The following is a 16,980-nucleotide window of genomic DNA, read 5'->3' as shown; positions in this document are numbered from 1 at the left end:
AGACAACCCGATGTCCGCAGAACTCGATTCGGTACGACGCGAAATCGCTCCCGTCGACAGCGTGCCCAAAGCGCCGCTGCTCGTAATGCTCGGCCTGCAGCACGTGCTCGTGATGTATATCGGCGCGGTGGCGGTGCCGATGATCATCGCGAGCGCGCTCAAGCTGCCGAAGGAATCGATCGCCGTGCTCATCAATGCGGACCTGTTCACCTGCGGAATCGCGACCATCCTGCAGTCGGGCGGCATCTGGCGTTTCGGCGTGCGCATGCCGGTCATGCAAGGCGTTGCGTTCAGCGCGGTGCCGCCGATTCTCGTAATCGCAACCGCTCCGGGGCTCGGGCTGACCGCCGTGATCGGCGCGGTGATGGCGGGCGGCGTGATCACGATGCTGCTCTCGCCGGTGTTCGGCCGACTCGTGAAGTTCTTTCCGCCCATCGTGGGCGGCTCGATCGTGATGGTGGTCGGCTTGTCGCTGTTCCCGGTGGGGGTGAACTGGATCGGCGGCGGCAAGGGCTCGCCCGAGTTCGGCGCACCGCAAAATCTCGCACTCGCGGCTTTCGTGTTCGTGATGATCCTCGCCATCAATCGCTGGCTCAAGGGCTTCTGGTCGAACGTTTCGGTGCTGCTGGCGCTCGCGATCGGCATGATCGTCGCAATCCCGTTCGGCATGGTCAACTTCCACGGCGTGGCCGAAGCGCCGCTGGTCGACATGATTCAGCCATTTTACTTCGGCATGCCAATTTTCGATCCGATTGCGGTGGGCACCATCGTCGTGGTGATGGTGATCGTCATGATCGAGTCGATGGGGCTCTTCATCGCGACCGGTGACGTGGTCGACAAGAAGCTCACCTCGGCCGACATGACGAGCGGCCTGCGCGCGAACGGCCTCGCGAGCATCATCGGCGGGATCTTCAATGGCTTCCCGTACACGATCTACAGTCAGAACATCGGCCTGCTCGTCGTGACCGGCGTAAAGAGCCGCTGGGTGGCGGTGGCCGCAGGCGCGATCCTGTGCCTGCTCGGACTGCTGCCGAAACTCGCGACCATCGTTGCTTCAGTGCCGTTGCCCGCGCTCGGTGGCGCGGCGCTGTTCATGTTCGGCGTGGTGACCTCGACCGGCGTGAAGACGCTGTCGCGCGTCGACTTCGAAACCAGCCGGCGCAACGTCTATATCGTCTCGGCCACGCTCGCGGTTTCGCTGCTGCCGACCTTCGCACCCGCTTTGTTCGCCAGGCTGCCCGGCGCGATCCAGCCGATCCTGCACAGCAGCATCCTGCTCGCCTGCGTGACCTCGGTCGGGCTGAACCTGCTGTTCAACGGCATCCCGACGGGCGACCCGCATGGCCACGCCGAGCAGGATCCTTCGCTGTGTCTGGCCAAGCACTAAGCTAACCCCGCGCGGCTGCCCCAAAGCGGCCCCACGGACGGTCGTCTCCAGTGCCCACGCCTCCTGTGAACGCACTGTTCGGCTCTCGTTTCGCGAGGGCCGTTTTTTATTCGGGCGCTTGCGGCTGCCGAGACCGTTGCCATGCGCGATCGCCCCGATGCCGGCCGCCACCGCAGCCGACGCGCCGCCGCTGGAGCCGCCCGGCATGAGGCCGGCGGCCCACGGATTCAGCGTCCTGGCGTACAGATCGTTGTCGGTGAGCCAGCGGTACTAAAACGCGGGCGCATTGGTGCGGCCGATGATGCCCCCCTCCAGAAAAATTCAGCGCCTGTAACCGGACATCGAAACTCACCGAATTAACCAGCGTATCCGCCCATAGCGCTCCACGCGCAGCAAGAGCCCGCCATGCAGCCTGAACATCGCCCCGCCGACTTCGCGGCAGCTTTCGTGCCCGGCCTGACGAACCCCGATGCGGCCACGCCCGAGGGGGTCGTGGCCGGTCCGGTCGCGCCCGGCAAGGGTGTCGTCAAGCGCTACAACATCTATCGGAACAACGTCACGGTCAGTCTGATCGATGCGCTCGCGGCGATCTATCCCGCCGTGCAGCGCATCACCGGAGTCGAGTTTTTCCGCGCGATGGCCCGCTTTCACGTGCGCGCCAAGCCGCCGGTTTCTCCTCTGCTGTTCGAGTACGGGCGCGAATTTCCGTCCTTCATCGAAACCTTCGAGTACGCACGCGAGATGCCCTGGCTCGCGGATACCGCACGCATCGAACGCGCCTGGCTCGATGCCTATCACGCCGCCGATGCGTCGCCGCTCACCGCCGATGCGCTCGCTTGCATCGATCCGTCCGCGCTCGCGCAGGTGCGCTTCGTTCCGCACCCCGCCGCACGCATCGTGCGCTCGCGCTACCCGGCTGTCGCGATCTTCGCGATGAATCGCGCGAGCACGCCTGTCACGCCGCTGCATTCGGGCGATGCGGAGGATGCGCTCGTCACGCGGCCCGACGCCGACGTGATCGTCTCGCGCCTGCCTGTGGGCGGCGCGGCCTTTCTCGTTGCACTCGTCGAAGGCGCCACGCTCGGTGCGGCTGCGGAGACGGCCTTCGAGGAATCCGCCGATTTCGATCTGCCAGCCAATCTCGCCGCGATGATTTCAGCCGGTGTATTCGCTGCGGTTCAAACGGGGCAGTAGTTGGCCTGTCGATTCGGCAAGCCCGGAGGCCGGCCATGAAAACGCGAGATCTCGTCGATCGCCTCGCAAGCGGCGTGTCGCCCGTCGAGCACAACGCCGTTGCGCGGTTGCTCAATCGCGCGCTCATGACTGGCCTCGGCGGCAGCGCCGTGCTGCTGGCCGCGCTATACGGCGTGCGCAGCGACATGCCCGAGTTGATCCTCACCGCCATGTTCTGGGTGCGCCTTGCGTTCCCGCTCGCGATCATTGCCACCGCCATGAAGCTCGCGGAGCGGCTCGGCCGTCCCGGCGCGCCATTGAAGCTCGCGTGGTGCGCGGCGGCGCTGCCCATCGCCGCAATGCTGCTCGCCGCCGGCAGCATCGTGCTGGCGACGCCGCCGGGTTACCGGCTCCAGTTAATGCTCGGCATGACGTGGCGCACGACGACTGCGAACATCGTGCTGCTGTCGCTGCCTTCGCTCGCCGCGATGCTACATGCGATGAAGCAGCTTGCGCCAACCCGTCTCGCGCTGGCCGGAACCGGCGCGGGCCTGCTCGCGGGCGCGCAGGGCCTGCTCGTCTACTCGCTGTATTGCCCGGAGATGGCCGTGCCGTTCTGGGGCGTCTGGTACGTGCTCGCGATCGTCATCACGACGGCCATCGGCGCGGCGATCGCACCGCGTTTTTTGCGCTGGTGAGTTTTTCGAATTAAATATTCGGCCGCTGTAACCGGCACATTGCCATTCCCGAATTAGCTGGTGTATCCGCTGCGGATACCACTCTTTCCTTCTACTGGAGATCGCTCATGTCCACCAAGATCAATGTCAGTTCCGCGCTGCTTGCCGGCGCCGTTGCCAGCCTTCTCGCGGCCACGGCCCATGCCGCGCCGCTCACCAAGGCGGAAGTCAGCGCGGCAATGGCCGCGCATAAGGAAAAGTGCTATGGCGTCGCGCTGAAGGGGCAAAACGATTGCGCCGCCGGTCCGGGAACGACCTGCCAGGGCACGTCGACGATGGATTTCCAGGGCAACTCGTGGAAGTTCGTTCAGGGCGGTACATGTGCGAGCATCGTCGTGCCGGGCGGCGGCCACGGCTCGCTCACTCCCATGAAGTCCTGATCGCGCATCTGATGAGAGGAGACGGACGGCCATGAACCCTTCCACTGGCAGCGTGACGGCACATGCGCCCGGCCGTCCTCTTCGCTCAGTCGACGCCGCACGTGCGAAGCCCGTGCTGACCGGCACCAGCTTCAAGCACGAGCACTTCGCCGCCATTCTCGACGATGGACTGGAAAACGGTTTCTTCGAAGTCCACGCCGAGAACTACATGGGCGCGGGCGGCCCGCCGCATCGCATGCTAGGCACGATCCGCGAATCCTGGCCGCTCTCGCTGCATGGCGTGTGCATGTCGATCGGCGGCCCGGATGCGCTCGACGTCCAGCACCTCGCCCGCTTTCGCGCACTGGTGGAGCGCTACGAGCCGCTGCTCGTCTCCGAGCATCTGGCGTGGTCCTCGCATGGCGGAACCTTCCTTAACGACCTGTTGCCGCTGCCTTATACGAAGGCCACGCTCGACAGGGTTTGCGCGCACATCGATCAGGTTCAGGAAGCCATCAAGCGCCCTATCCTGCTCGAAAATCCTTCCACCTATGTTGCGTTCGCGTCTTCGACCATGAGCGAGCCCGAGTTTATCCGCGCCGTCGCGCAACGCACGGGCTGCGGATTGCTGCTCGATGTGAATAACGTTTTCGTTTCGGCAGTCAATCACGGCTATCCGGCTCGAGCGTATCTTGCGGAATTTCCGTCCGAATACGTTGGCGAGATTCATCTCGCGGGACACAGCGAGCAGCGCGACGACGAGAATGCGCCGCTGCTCATCGACAGTCACGACCGTGCCATTGCAGAACCCGTCTGGGAACTCTACGGGCTCGTCATCGAACACCTCGGCCCCGTGCCGACACTGATCGAATGGGACAGCAATCTGCCGGCGTGGTCCGAATTGCGTGCGCATGCAAAGACGGCACGGCGGATCGCTGCCGCTACGCTCACTTCCGTTTTGAATGGAGAGCAATCATGATGTCGATCCAGCAAGTTCTCAAGCCATCCCTTTTCGGCATCGTCACGATAGCAATCGTTCGTGCGCGGCGCCTGGTCGAAAAGCTCGCGCAACCGTGGTTCGTGCAATTGCTGCTGCGCATTGCGCTTGCCGTGCCGTTCTGGCGGTCGGGGATACTCAAATGGCACGGCTTCCTCCAGCTCAACGGCACGGCCATCGATCTGTTCACCGAAGAATTTCGGCTGCACCTGCCGGGCGGGCCTTATCCGTTTCCTGCGCCGGCTGTCTTCGCGTTTCTTTCGGCATGCGGCGAGATCGCATTCCCGGTGCTGCTCGTGCTCGGCATCGGCACACGTTTCGCTGCGCTGGGTCTGTTGCTAATGACCTGCCTGATCGAATTGACGGTACCGGATGGCTGGCCGGTCCACATTACCTGGGCCGCCATGGCGCTCGGCGTTGCCGCCTGGGGCCCCGGCTCGATCTCGATCGATTATCTGCTGGGCGACCGCAATCACCGGACATGAGCGTGCCACGTTGCCCGCTGATTTACCGGCAAGCGAGTAATATTCAAGCCCTGCATGTTGCTTTATTCATCTGGAGGGGGCGGCATGGAGGCAGTCAAGGAGATTGCCGCCAGCCAGACGCAAGCGCGTCATGCATGAAAGGTCTCGAGTAGCCGATTCAGCGGAGCACACCATGGATGTAGCGGTTTTCAGTTCGACGCGCTACGAGCGCCAGTTTCTCGACGAGGCCAACCGGGCCGCGCAACACGATCTGCACTACTTCGACGTCCTGCTCGATATGGACAGCGTCGGTCTTGCGGCCGGCTACGGCGCGGTGTGCATCTTCGTCAACGACCGTGCCGACGCACAGGTACTCGAAGCGCTGCACAAGGGCGGCACCCGCCTGCTCGCGTTGCGCTGCACGGGCTTCAATAACGTCGATCTGGAAGCTGCCGCGCGGCTCGACATGAAAGTCGTGCGTGTAGTCACATACTCGCCGTACTCGGTGGCCGAGCACGCGGTGGCGCTGCTGCTCGCGATCAACCGCAAAGTGCACCGCGCCTATAACCGCACGCGCGATTCGAATTTCTCGCTCGATGGCCTGACCGGCTTCGACCTGCACGGCAAGACGGTTGTGGTGGTGGGAACGGGTCAGATCGGCTGCGTGTTTGCGAAGATCATGCTCGGCTTCGGCTGCAAGGTGATCGGTTTCGATCCCTATCCATCGCCTCAATTCGAAGCGCTTGGCCTTGGCTACGCAACAGCAGGCACATTTGCCGAACAAGCCGACGTGATTTCGCTGCACTGTCCGCTGACGCCCGAGACGTATCACATCATCAATTCGCAGACGCTCGAGTGCGCGAAGCCCGGTGCCATCCTGATCAATACGAGCCGGGGCGGCCTGATCGACACGGAAGCCGCCATCGAGGCGTTGAAGAGCGGCCAGCTAGGCGGCCTGGGGATCGACGTTTATGAGCAGGAGGCGGATCTGTTCTTCCGCGATCTCTCCAGCGAGATCATCACCGACGACGTCTTTCAGCGCCTCGTGTCGTTTCCCAATGTGATCGTCACCGGGCATCAGGCCTACCTCACGCGCGAGGCATTGACGACGATCTGCGAAACCACGGTGGAAAGCATTACGAAGTTTGAGAAACAGCTGGAATTGAAGAACGAGGTGAAAGCCCGCTAGGCATACGCGTCGACTCCGCGCACGAGCCGCCGGGCCAGCCGCGGCTCCCTCAACTGCTCCAGCCACCATTGCAGCGCGCGGCCCTCATGCTCGTTGCGCCAGCCGACGTACAGCACGTTAGGCTCGCGCGGATTCGCGGTGCGCTTTTCCACCAGTTCGCCGCGCTTGAGCAGCGACGCCACGCGATGCCGGGGCAACCAGCCGATCCCGAGCCCAGCGCGCTGTGCCTGCGTCTTGGCGCGCATGGAAGGCGCGGCCAGCGAACGCTGCCCGCCCACCGTGCCGTACGCGCGGCCCGCTGTGGAACGCGACGAGTCGGCCACCACCACCGCGCGGTGGCGGGCGATGTCCTCACGCGTCAGCGGTTCGCGGGCCGCCGCGAGCGGATGCCGGGGCGAGATCGCGAACACCCACTCGACCACGCCCAGCTCGAACCACCCGAGATTGGGAATCGCCGGCGGCTCGTTGGTCGCGCCGACGACCAGATCGGCCCTGCCGTCGCGCAGCGCTTCCCAGGTGCCGGCGAGCACTTCATGGGTGACGCGCAGGGCCACCCCGGATTCGAGCTTGTCGAATGCATGCATGACCGGCATAAGCGTTTCGAACTCCATCAACTCGTCGGTCACGATCCACAGCTGGTCCTCCCAGCCGTTTGCCACTTGCCGCACGCGCTGCGTGACGCGCGAGACGTCCTGCGCGAGCCGCGCGGCTTCGTCGGTGAGCACCTCGCCCGCGCGCGTCAACTGCAAGCGGTAGCGGCGACGGTCGAACAGCAGCGCGTCGAAGCGCTGCTCGAGTTGCCGCGCGGCGTGCGACACGGTCGAGGGCGCCTTGCCCAGCCGCGCCGCCGCGCGCGACAAGCTGCCTGCGTCGCGGATGGCCTCCAGCAGGGCCAATTCGTCTTCCGACAACATGTGCAATTCCTTCGAACGTGTTCATCGATACGATCGTATGGCAAACCGCTATGCCGCGTCCATACTGCACTCACGCAATCGACGAAGTTCCACCCAAGTTCCACTTTTTCCACTGGAGAACATCATGAATCGCTTCGAAGGCAAGACCGTTCTGGTCACTGGCGGCAACAGCGGCATTGGCCTGGCGGCCGCACAGGCATTCGCGAGGGAAGGCGCACGCGTGATCATCACCGGCCGCGACGCGGCAACGCTGGAAACCGCCCGCGCCACGCTGGGCAGCAAGGCTCTCGCCATCCGCAACGAAACCGGCACAGTGCATGACGCGCGCGACCTGGCCCGCCAATTGTCCGAACAAGGCATCCGTCTGGACGCCGTTTTCATCAACGCCGGCGTCGCCAAATTTGCGGCGCTGCCCGATGTGAACGAGGCGCTCTGGGATGCCACCTTCAACGCCAACGTGAAAGGCGCGTACTTCCAGATTCAGGCGCTGCTGCCGCTGCTGAACCCTGGCACCTCGATCGTGCTGAACGGCTCGATCAATGCACACATCGGCATGCCGATGTCTTCCGTGTACGCCGCCAGCAAGGCCGCGCTGATCTCGCTGGCCAAGACGCTGTCGGGCGAGCTGATCGGTTCGGGCATTCGCGTGAACGTGGTCAGCCCCGGACCGGTGACGACGCCGCTGCACGGCAAGCTCGGCATGGATGCCGACACGCTGTCGGCCACCGTTGCGCAAATCCAGAACCAGGTTCCGCTGGGCCGCTTCGGCCTGCCGGCGGAGATCGCCTCGACCGTGCTGCATCTTTGCGCGCCGGAATCGGCTTTTATCGTCGGCACCGAAATCATCGCCGATGGCGGCATGAGCCAGCTTTGAGCCTTCAGGGGGAGGGCCTGAGTTGTTGCTGGGAGCAAGATTTCCAGCACGATCGATTTCGCTGTGGCTGCGTCCACTGTCGAAGCACCCGGCGTTCTGAAGATGCGGGACGTGCCGCTGTCGAGCTCGCAGCGGAAACCAGGCGCGACGGGAGTCGCTCTGCTTCGCGCCTGCCAAAGAAAAACCCGCGAGGCGCAAAGCCATCGCGGGTTGGCAGCGATGCGGGGGTGGCGGCGAACTTCGCCGCCACATCCGATCAAGCCATCAGAAGCGGTGGATGATGCCCACGCCCACCGCAACCATGCTGCGCGACGACGAAGGCGAGCCGTTCTGGCCGTCGCCGATGTCCGCCGTGGCGTTGATGATGGTCTTGCCGTTCGTGCCCAGCGTCTGGCCGTTCGCGCGCTGATACGCTTCCAGCGCATACAGGCCCGTGCGCTTGGACAGCGAGTAGTACTGCGAGAGGTTGAACTGGTTGTAGCTCGCCGCGCTGGTGATGCCGTTCGATTGCGTCGCGGCGGTGTAGCTATAGCCAGCGGCCAGGTCCAGCGCCGTGGTCGGCTTCCAGTGCAGCACGGCGCCGGCCGTGTTCCAGATCTGCGTGCCGTGGAACAGCGAAGCCGTGCCCGCCGCGTATTGCACGTTCGAATACGAGAGCGACACGTCCCACTGCGAATTGAACGCATAGCCGCCCGTCACTGCCACGCGCTGCTGCTTGGCTGCCGACTGGAAACCATTGTTGATGCCCGAAACACCCGGCTGCGAGCCGTTGTTCGACGCGGTGGAGTTCGCACCCCATGCGCCGCCGCTCGTGTTGCCGTTGTCGATGCGCTGGATACCCGCCGCGATGCCGACCGGGCCGTTCAGGTACTGCGCCGCCACGCTCCAGGTCTGGCCGGCGCCCGTGCTGCCCGGCGTGCCGCCCAGCGCGTACGAGCCGCTGACGGTGAGGCCGGCGATGGTCGGCGACGTATAGACGAGCGAGTTGTTCACGCGGTACAGCGTATCGAGCGAGTCGATATCGCCCGGGTGCGCGCCATATGCGCCGGTCAGCCAGGTAGTCGGGCTGTACGGCGAAAGCAGCGTGTAGTACGAGGTGTACTGGCGGCCCGCCGTCAACGTGCCGAAGCGCTTGTCCGTCATGCCCACCCACGCCTGACGATTGAACATCAGACCCGACACGGCTTGCGCGCCGTTCGCGCTGTTGAAGCCCTCTTCCAGCTGGAAGATCGCCTTCGTGCCGCCGCCCAGATCTTCCGAACCCTTCAAACCGAAACGGCTGCCGGCCCAGATGCCGTTATTCATCTTGACCACCGAGCGGCCGCCCGAGTTCGAGCCGAGCGCCGCCGAGCTGCTTTGGTAGCCGATCCCCGTATCGACGATACCGTACAAGGTCACACTGCTTTGCGCATGGGCGCCGAGGGCGACCAGCCCCAGAGCCGAAGCCAAAAGCGTCTTTTTCATTTTTTCTCCTCTGCTAGAAACGCTATTTATGCGGCCTTGAATGAAGGCCGCCGAGTGTGAAAGCCAACGTGGTTGAAACATCCAGAATCAATACACCGGGTGGCCGTTGATGAGGCTCGGCAACCAGGTCGAAAACCACGGGACATAGGTGACGATATTGATAGCCGAAAAGATAGCGAGGTAGTACGGCCACGCGACCTTGGTGGTTTCACCAATCGACACATTGCCGATCGCGCAGCCGATGAACTGCACCGAGCCAATCGGCGGATGCACGAGACCGAGCGCGCAGTTCAGCAGAATCATGATGCCGAACTGCACCGGACCCACGCCGTTGTGCATGGCCATCGGCAGAAACAGCGGCGTCGTGATCAGGATGTGCGCCGCCATGTCGACGAAGGTGCCGAGAAACACCTGAATGATGTTGATGTACAGGAGCATCAGCCACGGCATCGAGGTCGCGCCGTCGAGCATGCGCTCGATCGAATCGGGAATCTCCAGGTAGGCCATCTGGAAGCGCAGCATGTTCGACACGCCGATCAGCAGCAGCACCACGCCGGTCGTCTTCGCCGCCTTGCCGAGCGCGTGGCCGAGCTTCGCCAGCGACATCGAGCGGTACACCACGATGGTGAGAATCAGCGAATACGCCACGGCAATCGCGGCTGCTTCCGTCGCGGTGGCGATGCCGCGCGCCACGCAGAACAGAATGATCGCGATGACCATCAGGCCCGGCAACGCGCCGATGAAAGTGCGCAGGACCGCCATCCAGCCGGGAAAACGCTGCAGCTCGGTGGAGCCGTCGGCACGGCGCGGATAGCCAAACTTGACGGCCTGCCAGTAAGCGGCAATCAGCACGAGGCCCATCACCCACAGCACCGGCAAGAGCCCCGAGAACAGCAGATCGCCGATCGACACGCCGCTCATCTGCACGCCGTTGAGCGAGCCGCTCACGCCCTGGGCCGCGAACGCGTAGATGATCATATTCGTCGAAGTCGGCATCAGCGCGCCGGCGAGCGACGAGTGCGTCGTCACGTTGACCGCGTACGCCGCGCTGTAGCCTTCGCGCTTCATCAGCGGGATCACCACGCCGCCCATCGCCGAGGTATCGGCGGTCGGCGAACCCGACACGCCGCCGAACATGGTGCAGGCAACGACGTTGGCCATGCCGAGGCCGCCGCGGAAATGACCGACGGTCGCCTGCGCGAAGCGCAGGATGCGGTCGGCAATGCCGCCGTGGAGCATCAGTTCGCCCGAGAAGATGAAGAACGGCACCGCGAGAAACGAGAACGCGTTCATACCCGAGATCATCGACTGCATCGCGGTGGCCGTCGGAAGTCCTTCGTAAAGGTACGTCAGGACGCAGGACAGCCCGAGCGCGAACGAGACCGGCACCCCGAGAAAAAGGAAAACGAGAAAACTGGCGGTGAGAAGGGCGAGTTCCATGATGGTTCTATTTGTTTTTCCGGGCAAAGAGCCCGAGCAGATGCTCGGCCGAGAACATCGCGATGCAGACGCTGGCGACAATGGGAATGCAGTAGCGCAGCCCTTCCGGCAAGCCGAGAATCGGAATCCGGTCGTGCTGCGTGGTTTCCGCCATCTCCAGGCAACCGACGAAAGTCGCCACCGCGAAAACGATCAGGCAGATATGCTGAATGGCCGTCACGACCGTCTGGGCCTTCGGCGGCAGTCTCTTCACGAACGAGTCGAGCCCGATGTGGCCGCCTTCGCGCACCCGCAGCGCCGCGCCGAACATCGCGATCACGATGACGAGCAGCAGTGCAATGGGCTCGACGAAATCGGGCGCGTCGGCAAAGACGTAGCGCATCACCACGCTATAAATCACGAGCGCGCACAGCGCCGCGAGGCTCACCGCCGCGACGACCACCAGCACGCGAAAAAGAAAATCGTTGGGGCGTTTAAGGAAATTCATTGACGCTGCCCTTCTTGCGACAGACCGGTCTTGAACATCTTGAGCGTTCAGCATGTCGTCTCCTGACACACCCGTTGCGCGCGGCGCGGCACGGTACGGCGCGAAGCCCGCAGGATCGCCTGCCGCAGGATCGCCTGCCGGGCAAGTCGCGCCGCTCCTGCCACAAACGGTGTTGATGCGGTTGGCGTCCGGGACGCGGGACTTACTTGATTGCCTGGATCTCGTCGACGATCTGCTTCATTTCAGGCGTCTTTTCGTACTTTGCCCAAATCGGCTGCATGGCTTTCACGAAAGCGGGACGGTCGATCTGCGAAGCGGTGACGATGGTGGCGCCGCCCTTCGTGACCGTGTTCTGCGCCTCGGCTTCGCGCGCGGTCCACAGCTTCTGGTAGTACGGCACCGAGTCGGCCGCCGCCTTCTTGATGATCTGCTGCTCCTGCGGCGTCAGCGTGTCCCACACCTTCTTCGAGAACACCAGCACTTCCGGCGTCATCGAATGCTGGGTTTCCGAGTACACCTTGGCCACTTCGAAGTGCTTGGTTTCTTCGTAGGATGGCAGATTGTTTTCCGCGCCGTCGACGAGACCGGTCTTCAGGCCCGTGTAGACCTCCGCGAACGGCATCGGGGTCGGCGTGCCGCCCATGGCCTTGATTTCGTCGACCATCAGGTCGGACGGCTGCACGCGCACTTTCAGGCCCTTCATGTCGGCCGGCGACTTGATCGGCTTCTTCGCGTACATCGAGCGCGCGCCGCTCTCATAGAACGTCAGCGCGATCATGCCCTTCGCGGTAAAGGCGTCGAGAATCTTCTGGCCTTCTGGGCCGTACATCACCTTGCGGAAATGGTCGATGTCGCGAAACAGGAACGGCAGCGACGGGATCATCGATTCGGGCACGATCTCGTTGAACGCCGCGCCGTTCGCGCGCGCCATGTCGAGCGCGCCGATGCGCACCTGATCGATAGTGTCGTTCTCGGAGCCGAGCGCGCTGTTGCCGAACACCTTCACCTTGTCCTTGCCGTCGGTCGCCTTGCTGATTTCCTCGCCCATGTACTTCACGGCCATGTTGGTCGGATAGTTGTCGCCATGCACATCCGAAACGCGGAACACGCGCGCTTGAGCCGACGTCGTGCCGAACGCCAGCGCTGCGGCGGCAACGATCATCGAAACACGGGAAGATGCAAACCTCTTGTTCATCGTGACATTCCTTGGAAATTGACCATCCCATCGATTGCGGATGCGACATGGTTTTGATGCGTCTGCGGCTGCGCGCATCGCCCCTTCGCAGGACGCGGCGCTCGCCGTGCTGGTTGTCCAACAACCCCGGCACAGGTTATCCAGCACTCCTGTCGATTACTCGACTGCCCTGCTTCGACCAGGCCGACAAACTTTCGGGTACGCATGGAGAAACGCGATGCCCATTTGAAAGCCGCCAGCTTTGTACGGCGACTCGACTTTCAGGTGAAAGCGATTTGTTGGACCCGCTTATGTTGTACGACGACAGACGAAGTCTATAAAAGCACTTTTCGCTTGTACAGACAGTATTTACCCGCAGAAAAGCCCTCCCGGCAGCCATGAGCACCATGAGCGAAGCCGCACGCTGCCATGGCTGGCGCTTGTTCTGAAGGATCCTGAAATAGTGTTCGAAGCGCCTCGCAAGATGTTGTTGTTTTGAAGCATGAACTCAGAACACGGTAGCTTCTACGCATCAAGTTGTACGACGAGTGATGATAAACGGCTGCAGAAAAGGCGCCGTAAACGAAAAACGCCGGGAGAAAGACGTCCTCCCGGCGCACGCTTCGCGCAAGCCTGATTACAGTTGCCCTGCAAATTCGGGCTCGGGAAGTCCGCTCACGCCGGGCCGCAGCGCGAACACGTGGCCGTCGTGCTCGCTCGCGCCCGTTCCCGGACGGATCGACGTGACAAACAGCGTATCGAGATCGCGGCCGCCGAACGCGCACATGGCCGGCTTCACGGCCGGCACGGCGATCTCGCGGTCGAGCTTGCCTTGCGGCGTGAAGCGCAGTAGCCGTCCCGCGTCGTTCGCGCAGATCCAGTAGCAGCCATCGGCGTCCACTGCCGCGCCGTCGGGGCGGCCCGCGTAGTGATGCAGATCGGCGAACACGCGCCGGTTGCGCGGCGCGCCCGATTCGATGTCGTAGTCGAAGGCCCAGATCAGGCGGCGCAGCGGATGCGAGTCGGTCAGATACATCGTCGCGCCGTCCGGCGACCAGCCGAGGCCGTTCTGCGTAATGAGCGCATCGACGACCGGCGCGGACAGCACGCCGCTTGCGTCGTAGCGGTACAGCGCGCCGTCCGGAATGGCCGCGGCCATGTCCATGACCATCGTGCCGGCCCAGAAGCGTCCTTGCCGGTCGCAGCGGCCGTCGTTGAAGCGCATGCCGGTGCGCGGGAACACAGGCGCCGCGAGCTTGCGGACGGCAGCCGTCAGCGGCTCGCCTCCGTCAGCACCCGACGCATCCGACGCCTCATCGAGCGTAACCGCGAACAGCCCCGTTTCGCAGCCCGCGAGCACCGTGCCGTCACGATTGAAGGCGATGCAGGCAACCTGCTCCGGCAGCCGCCATTCGGTGCGCCGGCCCGTTTCGATCTGGGCGCGCACGATCTTCTGCGCCGGAATGTCCACCCAGTACAGCGCCTGCTCCGCCGCACGCCAGACCGGGCTTTCGCCCGTCGCCGCGGGCAGCGGCCCGGCGGCTTCGAGCCGCTCCACCTTCGGGTTAGCCGTTGCGCCCGTCATCTGGATTTACCCGTCGCGTTGCCGTGCTTCGGCTCCAACGGTCCGGCGAGCACGAACGGGCCGCCCTGGTACAGCTGGGTCGGATCGTCGAAACGCGGGTCGGGCGCGCCCGCGGGAAACAGATGCTCGAACGGCTCGGAGCTGTCCTTCGGACGGAAGCCGAGGAACGCGGCCTTGGTATTGTCCACCCACGAAATGCGATTGTTCGAGACGCCGTAGACGATTGCATGGCCGACGCGATTGGTGAACAGCGAGCAGCGCACGAGTTCGATGAAGTCGCGATAGCTCAGATACGTGACGAGCATGCGCGCCGACTTCGGCTGCTCGAACGACGAGCCGATCCGCAAACACACGGTCTCGAGCCCGAAGCGGTCGAAGTAATAGCGCGACAGCGATTCGCCGAAGCATTTCGTGACGCCATACAGGCCATCGGGGCGCAGCGGCGCGTCGGCATCGAGCACCGAGGTCACCGGATGAAAGCCCACCGCATGATTCGAGCTCGCGTAGACGATGCGCTTCACGCCCTGCCTGTATGCGGACGAGTACAGGTTGTAGAGGCCGCGGATATTCGCTTCGAGCAGATCCTCGAACGGCGCCTCGACGGAAATGCCGCCGAGATGCACCACGGCGTCCACGCCTTCGAGCAGCGCGTGCACGGCCGCCGCATCGGCGAGATCGACGATAGCGGCCTCTTCGTGCGCAGCCACTTCGCCGAGCGGTGCGATATCGGACACGCGCACGATGTCGGCCCAGTCGGCGAGCGCGCCGCGCAACTGCTTGCCGAGATTGCCCGCCGCGCCGGTGAGAAGCAGGCGGCGGAACGGCTTGCTTGCCGCGGAGCGGTTAACGTTCGAATCGTTCGAATCGGTCATGTCCTTTTGCTTCTGTGAGTGCATCTGTGAGTGAGATTGGATCGGTTCGCCGGATCGACGCGCGAGAAAGCGAAACGGCGCTCAGGTCACCGGCGCCGGGTTGAACAGCACCAGCGCGTTATGGAGCTTGAGCTTCTCGGCGCAGGTCTCCTTGCGCCCACTCGCGACGTCGAGCATCAGCCGGAACAGTTCCCAGCCCACGTCCTCGATGCAGGACTCGCCGGTCGCGATGGTGCCGGCGTCGATGTCCATCAGATCGCGCCAGCGGCGCGCGAGATCCGAGCGCGTCGCGACCTTGATGACGGGCACTTCGGCGAGGCTGTACGGCGTGCCGCGGCCCGTCGTGAACACGTGCAGCGTGATGCCCGAAGCCAGTTGCAGCGTGCCGCAGATGAAGTCGCTGGCCGGTGTCGCCGCATAAATCAGGCCCTTCTGCCGCACCTTCTCGCCCGGCGACAGCACGCCCGAGATCGCCGAGTTGCCCGACTTGATGATCGAGCCCATCGCCTTTTCGACGATGTTCGACAGGCCGCCCTTCTTGTTGCCGGGCGTCGTGTTCGCGCTGCGGTCGGCGCCGCCGCGCTTCAGATAATCGTCGTACCACTGCATTTCGCGGATGATCGCCGCGGCCACCTCCGCATTGGCCGCGCGCGCCGTGAGCTGGTCGACGCCGTCGCGCACTTCGGTGACTTCCGAGAACATCACGGTCGCCCCCGCGCGCACGAGCAGGTCGGTGGCGAAGCCGACGGCCGGGTTCGCGGTCAGCCCGGAGAACGCATCGCTGCCGCCGCACTGCACCCCGACCACGAGATCGGAGGCCGGACAGGTTTCGCGGCGGCGGTTGTTCAGACGCTTGAGATGGCCCTCGGCCATGCGCATGATCGACTCGATCATCGACTGGAAGCCCACGTGCGCTTCGTCCTGCAACACCACGACGTCGCCGTTATGGTCCGCCGCGACATCGCCGATATCGGCGATGTCGTCCGCGTTCGCGGCCGCCGCGATCGGGATCGTGCCCGGCGGCATCAGGCGCTCGGGCTGCAGCTTCTCGCAGCCGAGGCTCACCATCATCACCTCGCCGCCGAAGTTGGGATTCAGCGCGATGTTGCGCACGGTGCGGATCGGCACCATCGCGTCGGGCGCGTCGATGGCGACGCCGCAGCCGTAGGTGTGGCCGAGACTCACGACGTCGTCGACATTCGGGTACTTCGGCAGCAGCTCCGCCTTGATGCGCGTGACCGCGTGCTGAACCACGTCGGCCACGCACTGCACGGTGGTCGTGATCGCGAGGATGTTGCGCGTGCCGACCGAGCCGTCCGCGTTGCGATAACCCTCGAACGTGTAGCCGTCGAGCGGCGCCATCTCCGGCGCCTTGATGGTGGCGATGGGCAGATCTTCGAGCCGGGGCGGGCTGGGCATGCGGATCACGTGCTCGTTGATCCAGCTGCCTCTCGGCAGCGCCTTCAGCGCGTAGCCGATCACCACGTTGTAGCGGATGACCTCGTCACCCTCGGCCAGGTCGGCGAGCGCAACCTTGTGCCCCTGCGGCACGCGCTCGCGCAGCCTGAGGCCGTCGGCAAATACCGCGCCCTCGCCCAGGCCGCCGTCGTTGACGACGATTGCGACGTTGTCGTTGGGGTGAACGCGTATGTAGAGCGGAGTGGGTTCCATTGCATCGATCCTCAAGGCGCGGCCGGCTTGCCGCGCCAATATTCATACGTCATCATACAACATAGGCGTTAACCACAACGTTCCGTATTTACCCTACCGTGCGCACTATGCCACGAATCTCCGTTGAATTCCCGGATTCCTTGTTGTACGATGACGTATAAGTTTTCGAGATTTATTTAACGAATCCCTACTT

16 protein-coding genes and 1 pseudogene are annotated in these 16,980 nt (G+C 63.9%); 8 read left to right on the top strand and 9 right to left on the bottom strand.

All coding sequences use genetic code 11. The features are described from left to right. Positions 1 to 10 precede the first annotated feature (10 nt). On the top strand, positions 11 to 1,387 hold the full coding sequence (locus tag PWP93_RS21120) for a nucleobase:cation symporter-2 family protein (RefSeq protein ID WP_421045811.1): 1,377 nt from the start codon (positions 11 to 13) through the stop codon (positions 1,385 to 1,387). A gap of 141 nt (positions 1,388 to 1,528) precedes the next feature. Here the strand turns inward: PWP93_RS21120 and PWP93_RS21115 are convergent. Continuing rightward, a pseudogene (locus tag PWP93_RS21115) lies at positions 1,529 to 1,633 on the bottom strand (amidase family protein); the annotation flags it as partial. Between the two features lie 159 nt (positions 1,634 to 1,792). Here PWP93_RS21115 and PWP93_RS21110 point away from each other — a divergent pair. From PWP93_RS21110 to PWP93_RS21085, 6 genes are all read left to right on the top strand, one after another. Beyond that, positions 1,793 to 2,581 carry a putative DNA-binding domain-containing protein gene (locus PWP93_RS21110; RefSeq protein ID WP_421045810.1) on the top strand — a complete coding sequence of 263 codons (789 nt, stop codon included), beginning with the start codon at positions 1,793 to 1,795 and terminating at the stop codon, positions 2,579 to 2,581. A 35-nt stretch (positions 2,582 to 2,616) separates the two neighbouring features. After that, entirely contained in the window at positions 2,617 to 3,258 is a 642-nt protein-coding gene (locus PWP93_RS21105; RefSeq protein ID WP_421045809.1) for a DUF1109 domain-containing protein, read from the top strand. Between the two features lie 107 nt (positions 3,259 to 3,365). Then, a complete protein-coding gene (locus tag PWP93_RS21100; RefSeq protein WP_035529754.1) occupies positions 3,366 to 3,677 on the top strand; it encodes a DUF2282 domain-containing protein in 312 nt (103 codons plus the stop codon). 31 nt (positions 3,678 to 3,708) lie between these two features. After that, positions 3,709 to 4,635 (top strand): DUF692 domain-containing protein, encoded by a 927-nt coding sequence (locus PWP93_RS21095; RefSeq protein WP_421045808.1) that lies wholly within the window; start codon positions 3,709 to 3,711, stop codon positions 4,633 to 4,635. Further along, positions 4,635 to 5,138 carry a DoxX family protein gene (locus PWP93_RS21090; RefSeq protein WP_421046148.1) on the top strand — a complete coding sequence of 168 codons (504 nt, stop codon included), beginning with the start codon at positions 4,635 to 4,637 and terminating at the stop codon, positions 5,136 to 5,138. The genes PWP93_RS21095 and PWP93_RS21090 overlap by 1 nt, the downstream gene beginning before the upstream one ends. A gap of 172 nt (positions 5,139 to 5,310) precedes the next feature. Further along, a complete protein-coding gene (locus tag PWP93_RS21085) occupies positions 5,311 to 6,306 on the top strand; it encodes a 2-hydroxyacid dehydrogenase (protein ID WP_421045807.1) in 996 nt (331 codons plus the stop codon). Here the strand turns inward: PWP93_RS21085 and PWP93_RS21080 are convergent. Then, the gene (locus PWP93_RS21080; RefSeq protein ID WP_421045806.1) at positions 6,303 to 7,220 is read right to left on the bottom strand and encodes a LysR family transcriptional regulator; all 918 of its coding nucleotides are present in this window, start codon (positions 7,218 to 7,220) and stop codon (positions 6,303 to 6,305) included. The genes PWP93_RS21085 and PWP93_RS21080 overlap by 4 nt on opposite strands. A gap of 124 nt (positions 7,221 to 7,344) precedes the next feature. Between PWP93_RS21080 and PWP93_RS21075 the strand changes: the two genes are divergently transcribed. Continuing rightward, on the top strand, positions 7,345 to 8,094 hold the full coding sequence (locus PWP93_RS21075) for an SDR family oxidoreductase (protein ID WP_421046147.1): 750 nt from the start codon (positions 7,345 to 7,347) through the stop codon (positions 8,092 to 8,094). A gap of 264 nt (positions 8,095 to 8,358) precedes the next feature. Here the strand turns inward: PWP93_RS21075 and PWP93_RS21070 are convergent, their stop codons facing one another. From PWP93_RS21070 to garD, 7 genes are all read right to left on the bottom strand, one after another. After that, positions 8,359 to 9,558, bottom strand: a complete 1,200-nt coding sequence (locus tag PWP93_RS21070; RefSeq protein WP_421026803.1) for a porin — start codon at positions 9,556 to 9,558, stop codon at positions 8,359 to 8,361. Between the two features lie 87 nt (positions 9,559 to 9,645). Further along, complete coding sequence (locus PWP93_RS21065) at positions 9,646 to 10,998, bottom strand: TRAP transporter large permease (protein ID WP_421026802.1); 1,353 nt, start codon at positions 10,996 to 10,998, stop codon at positions 9,646 to 9,648. A gap of 7 nt (positions 10,999 to 11,005) precedes the next feature. Next, positions 11,006 to 11,485 carry a TRAP transporter small permease gene (locus PWP93_RS21060; RefSeq protein WP_421045805.1) on the bottom strand — a complete coding sequence of 160 codons (480 nt, stop codon included), beginning with the start codon at positions 11,483 to 11,485 and terminating at the stop codon, positions 11,006 to 11,008. A 202-nt stretch (positions 11,486 to 11,687) separates the two neighbouring features. After that, the gene (locus tag PWP93_RS21055) at positions 11,688 to 12,680 is read right to left on the bottom strand and encodes a TRAP transporter substrate-binding protein (protein WP_421026800.1); all 993 of its coding nucleotides are present in this window, start codon (positions 12,678 to 12,680) and stop codon (positions 11,688 to 11,690) included. A gap of 616 nt (positions 12,681 to 13,296) precedes the next feature. After that, positions 13,297 to 14,244: an SMP-30/gluconolactonase/LRE family protein gene (locus tag PWP93_RS21050; RefSeq protein ID WP_421045804.1), complete on the bottom strand. Its 948-nt coding sequence runs from the start codon at positions 14,242 to 14,244 to the stop codon at positions 13,297 to 13,299. Next, complete coding sequence (locus tag PWP93_RS21045) at positions 14,241 to 15,116, bottom strand: NAD-dependent epimerase/dehydratase family protein (RefSeq protein ID WP_421045803.1); 876 nt, start codon at positions 15,114 to 15,116, stop codon at positions 14,241 to 14,243. The genes PWP93_RS21050 and PWP93_RS21045 overlap by 4 nt, the downstream gene beginning before the upstream one ends. Positions 15,117 to 15,197: 81 nt before the next feature. Next, entirely contained in the window at positions 15,198 to 16,787 is a 1,590-nt protein-coding gene (gene garD, locus PWP93_RS21040) for a galactarate dehydratase (protein ID WP_421045802.1), read from the bottom strand. Positions 16,788 to 16,980: the final 193 nt, after the last annotated feature.

Origin of the sequence: Paraburkholderia sp. A1RI-2L, assembly GCF_048957375.1 — a bacterium.
GTDB lineage: Bacteria > Pseudomonadota > Gammaproteobacteria > Burkholderiales > Burkholderiaceae > Paraburkholderia.
This window is presented reverse-complemented; position numbering and strand designations above follow the sequence as displayed.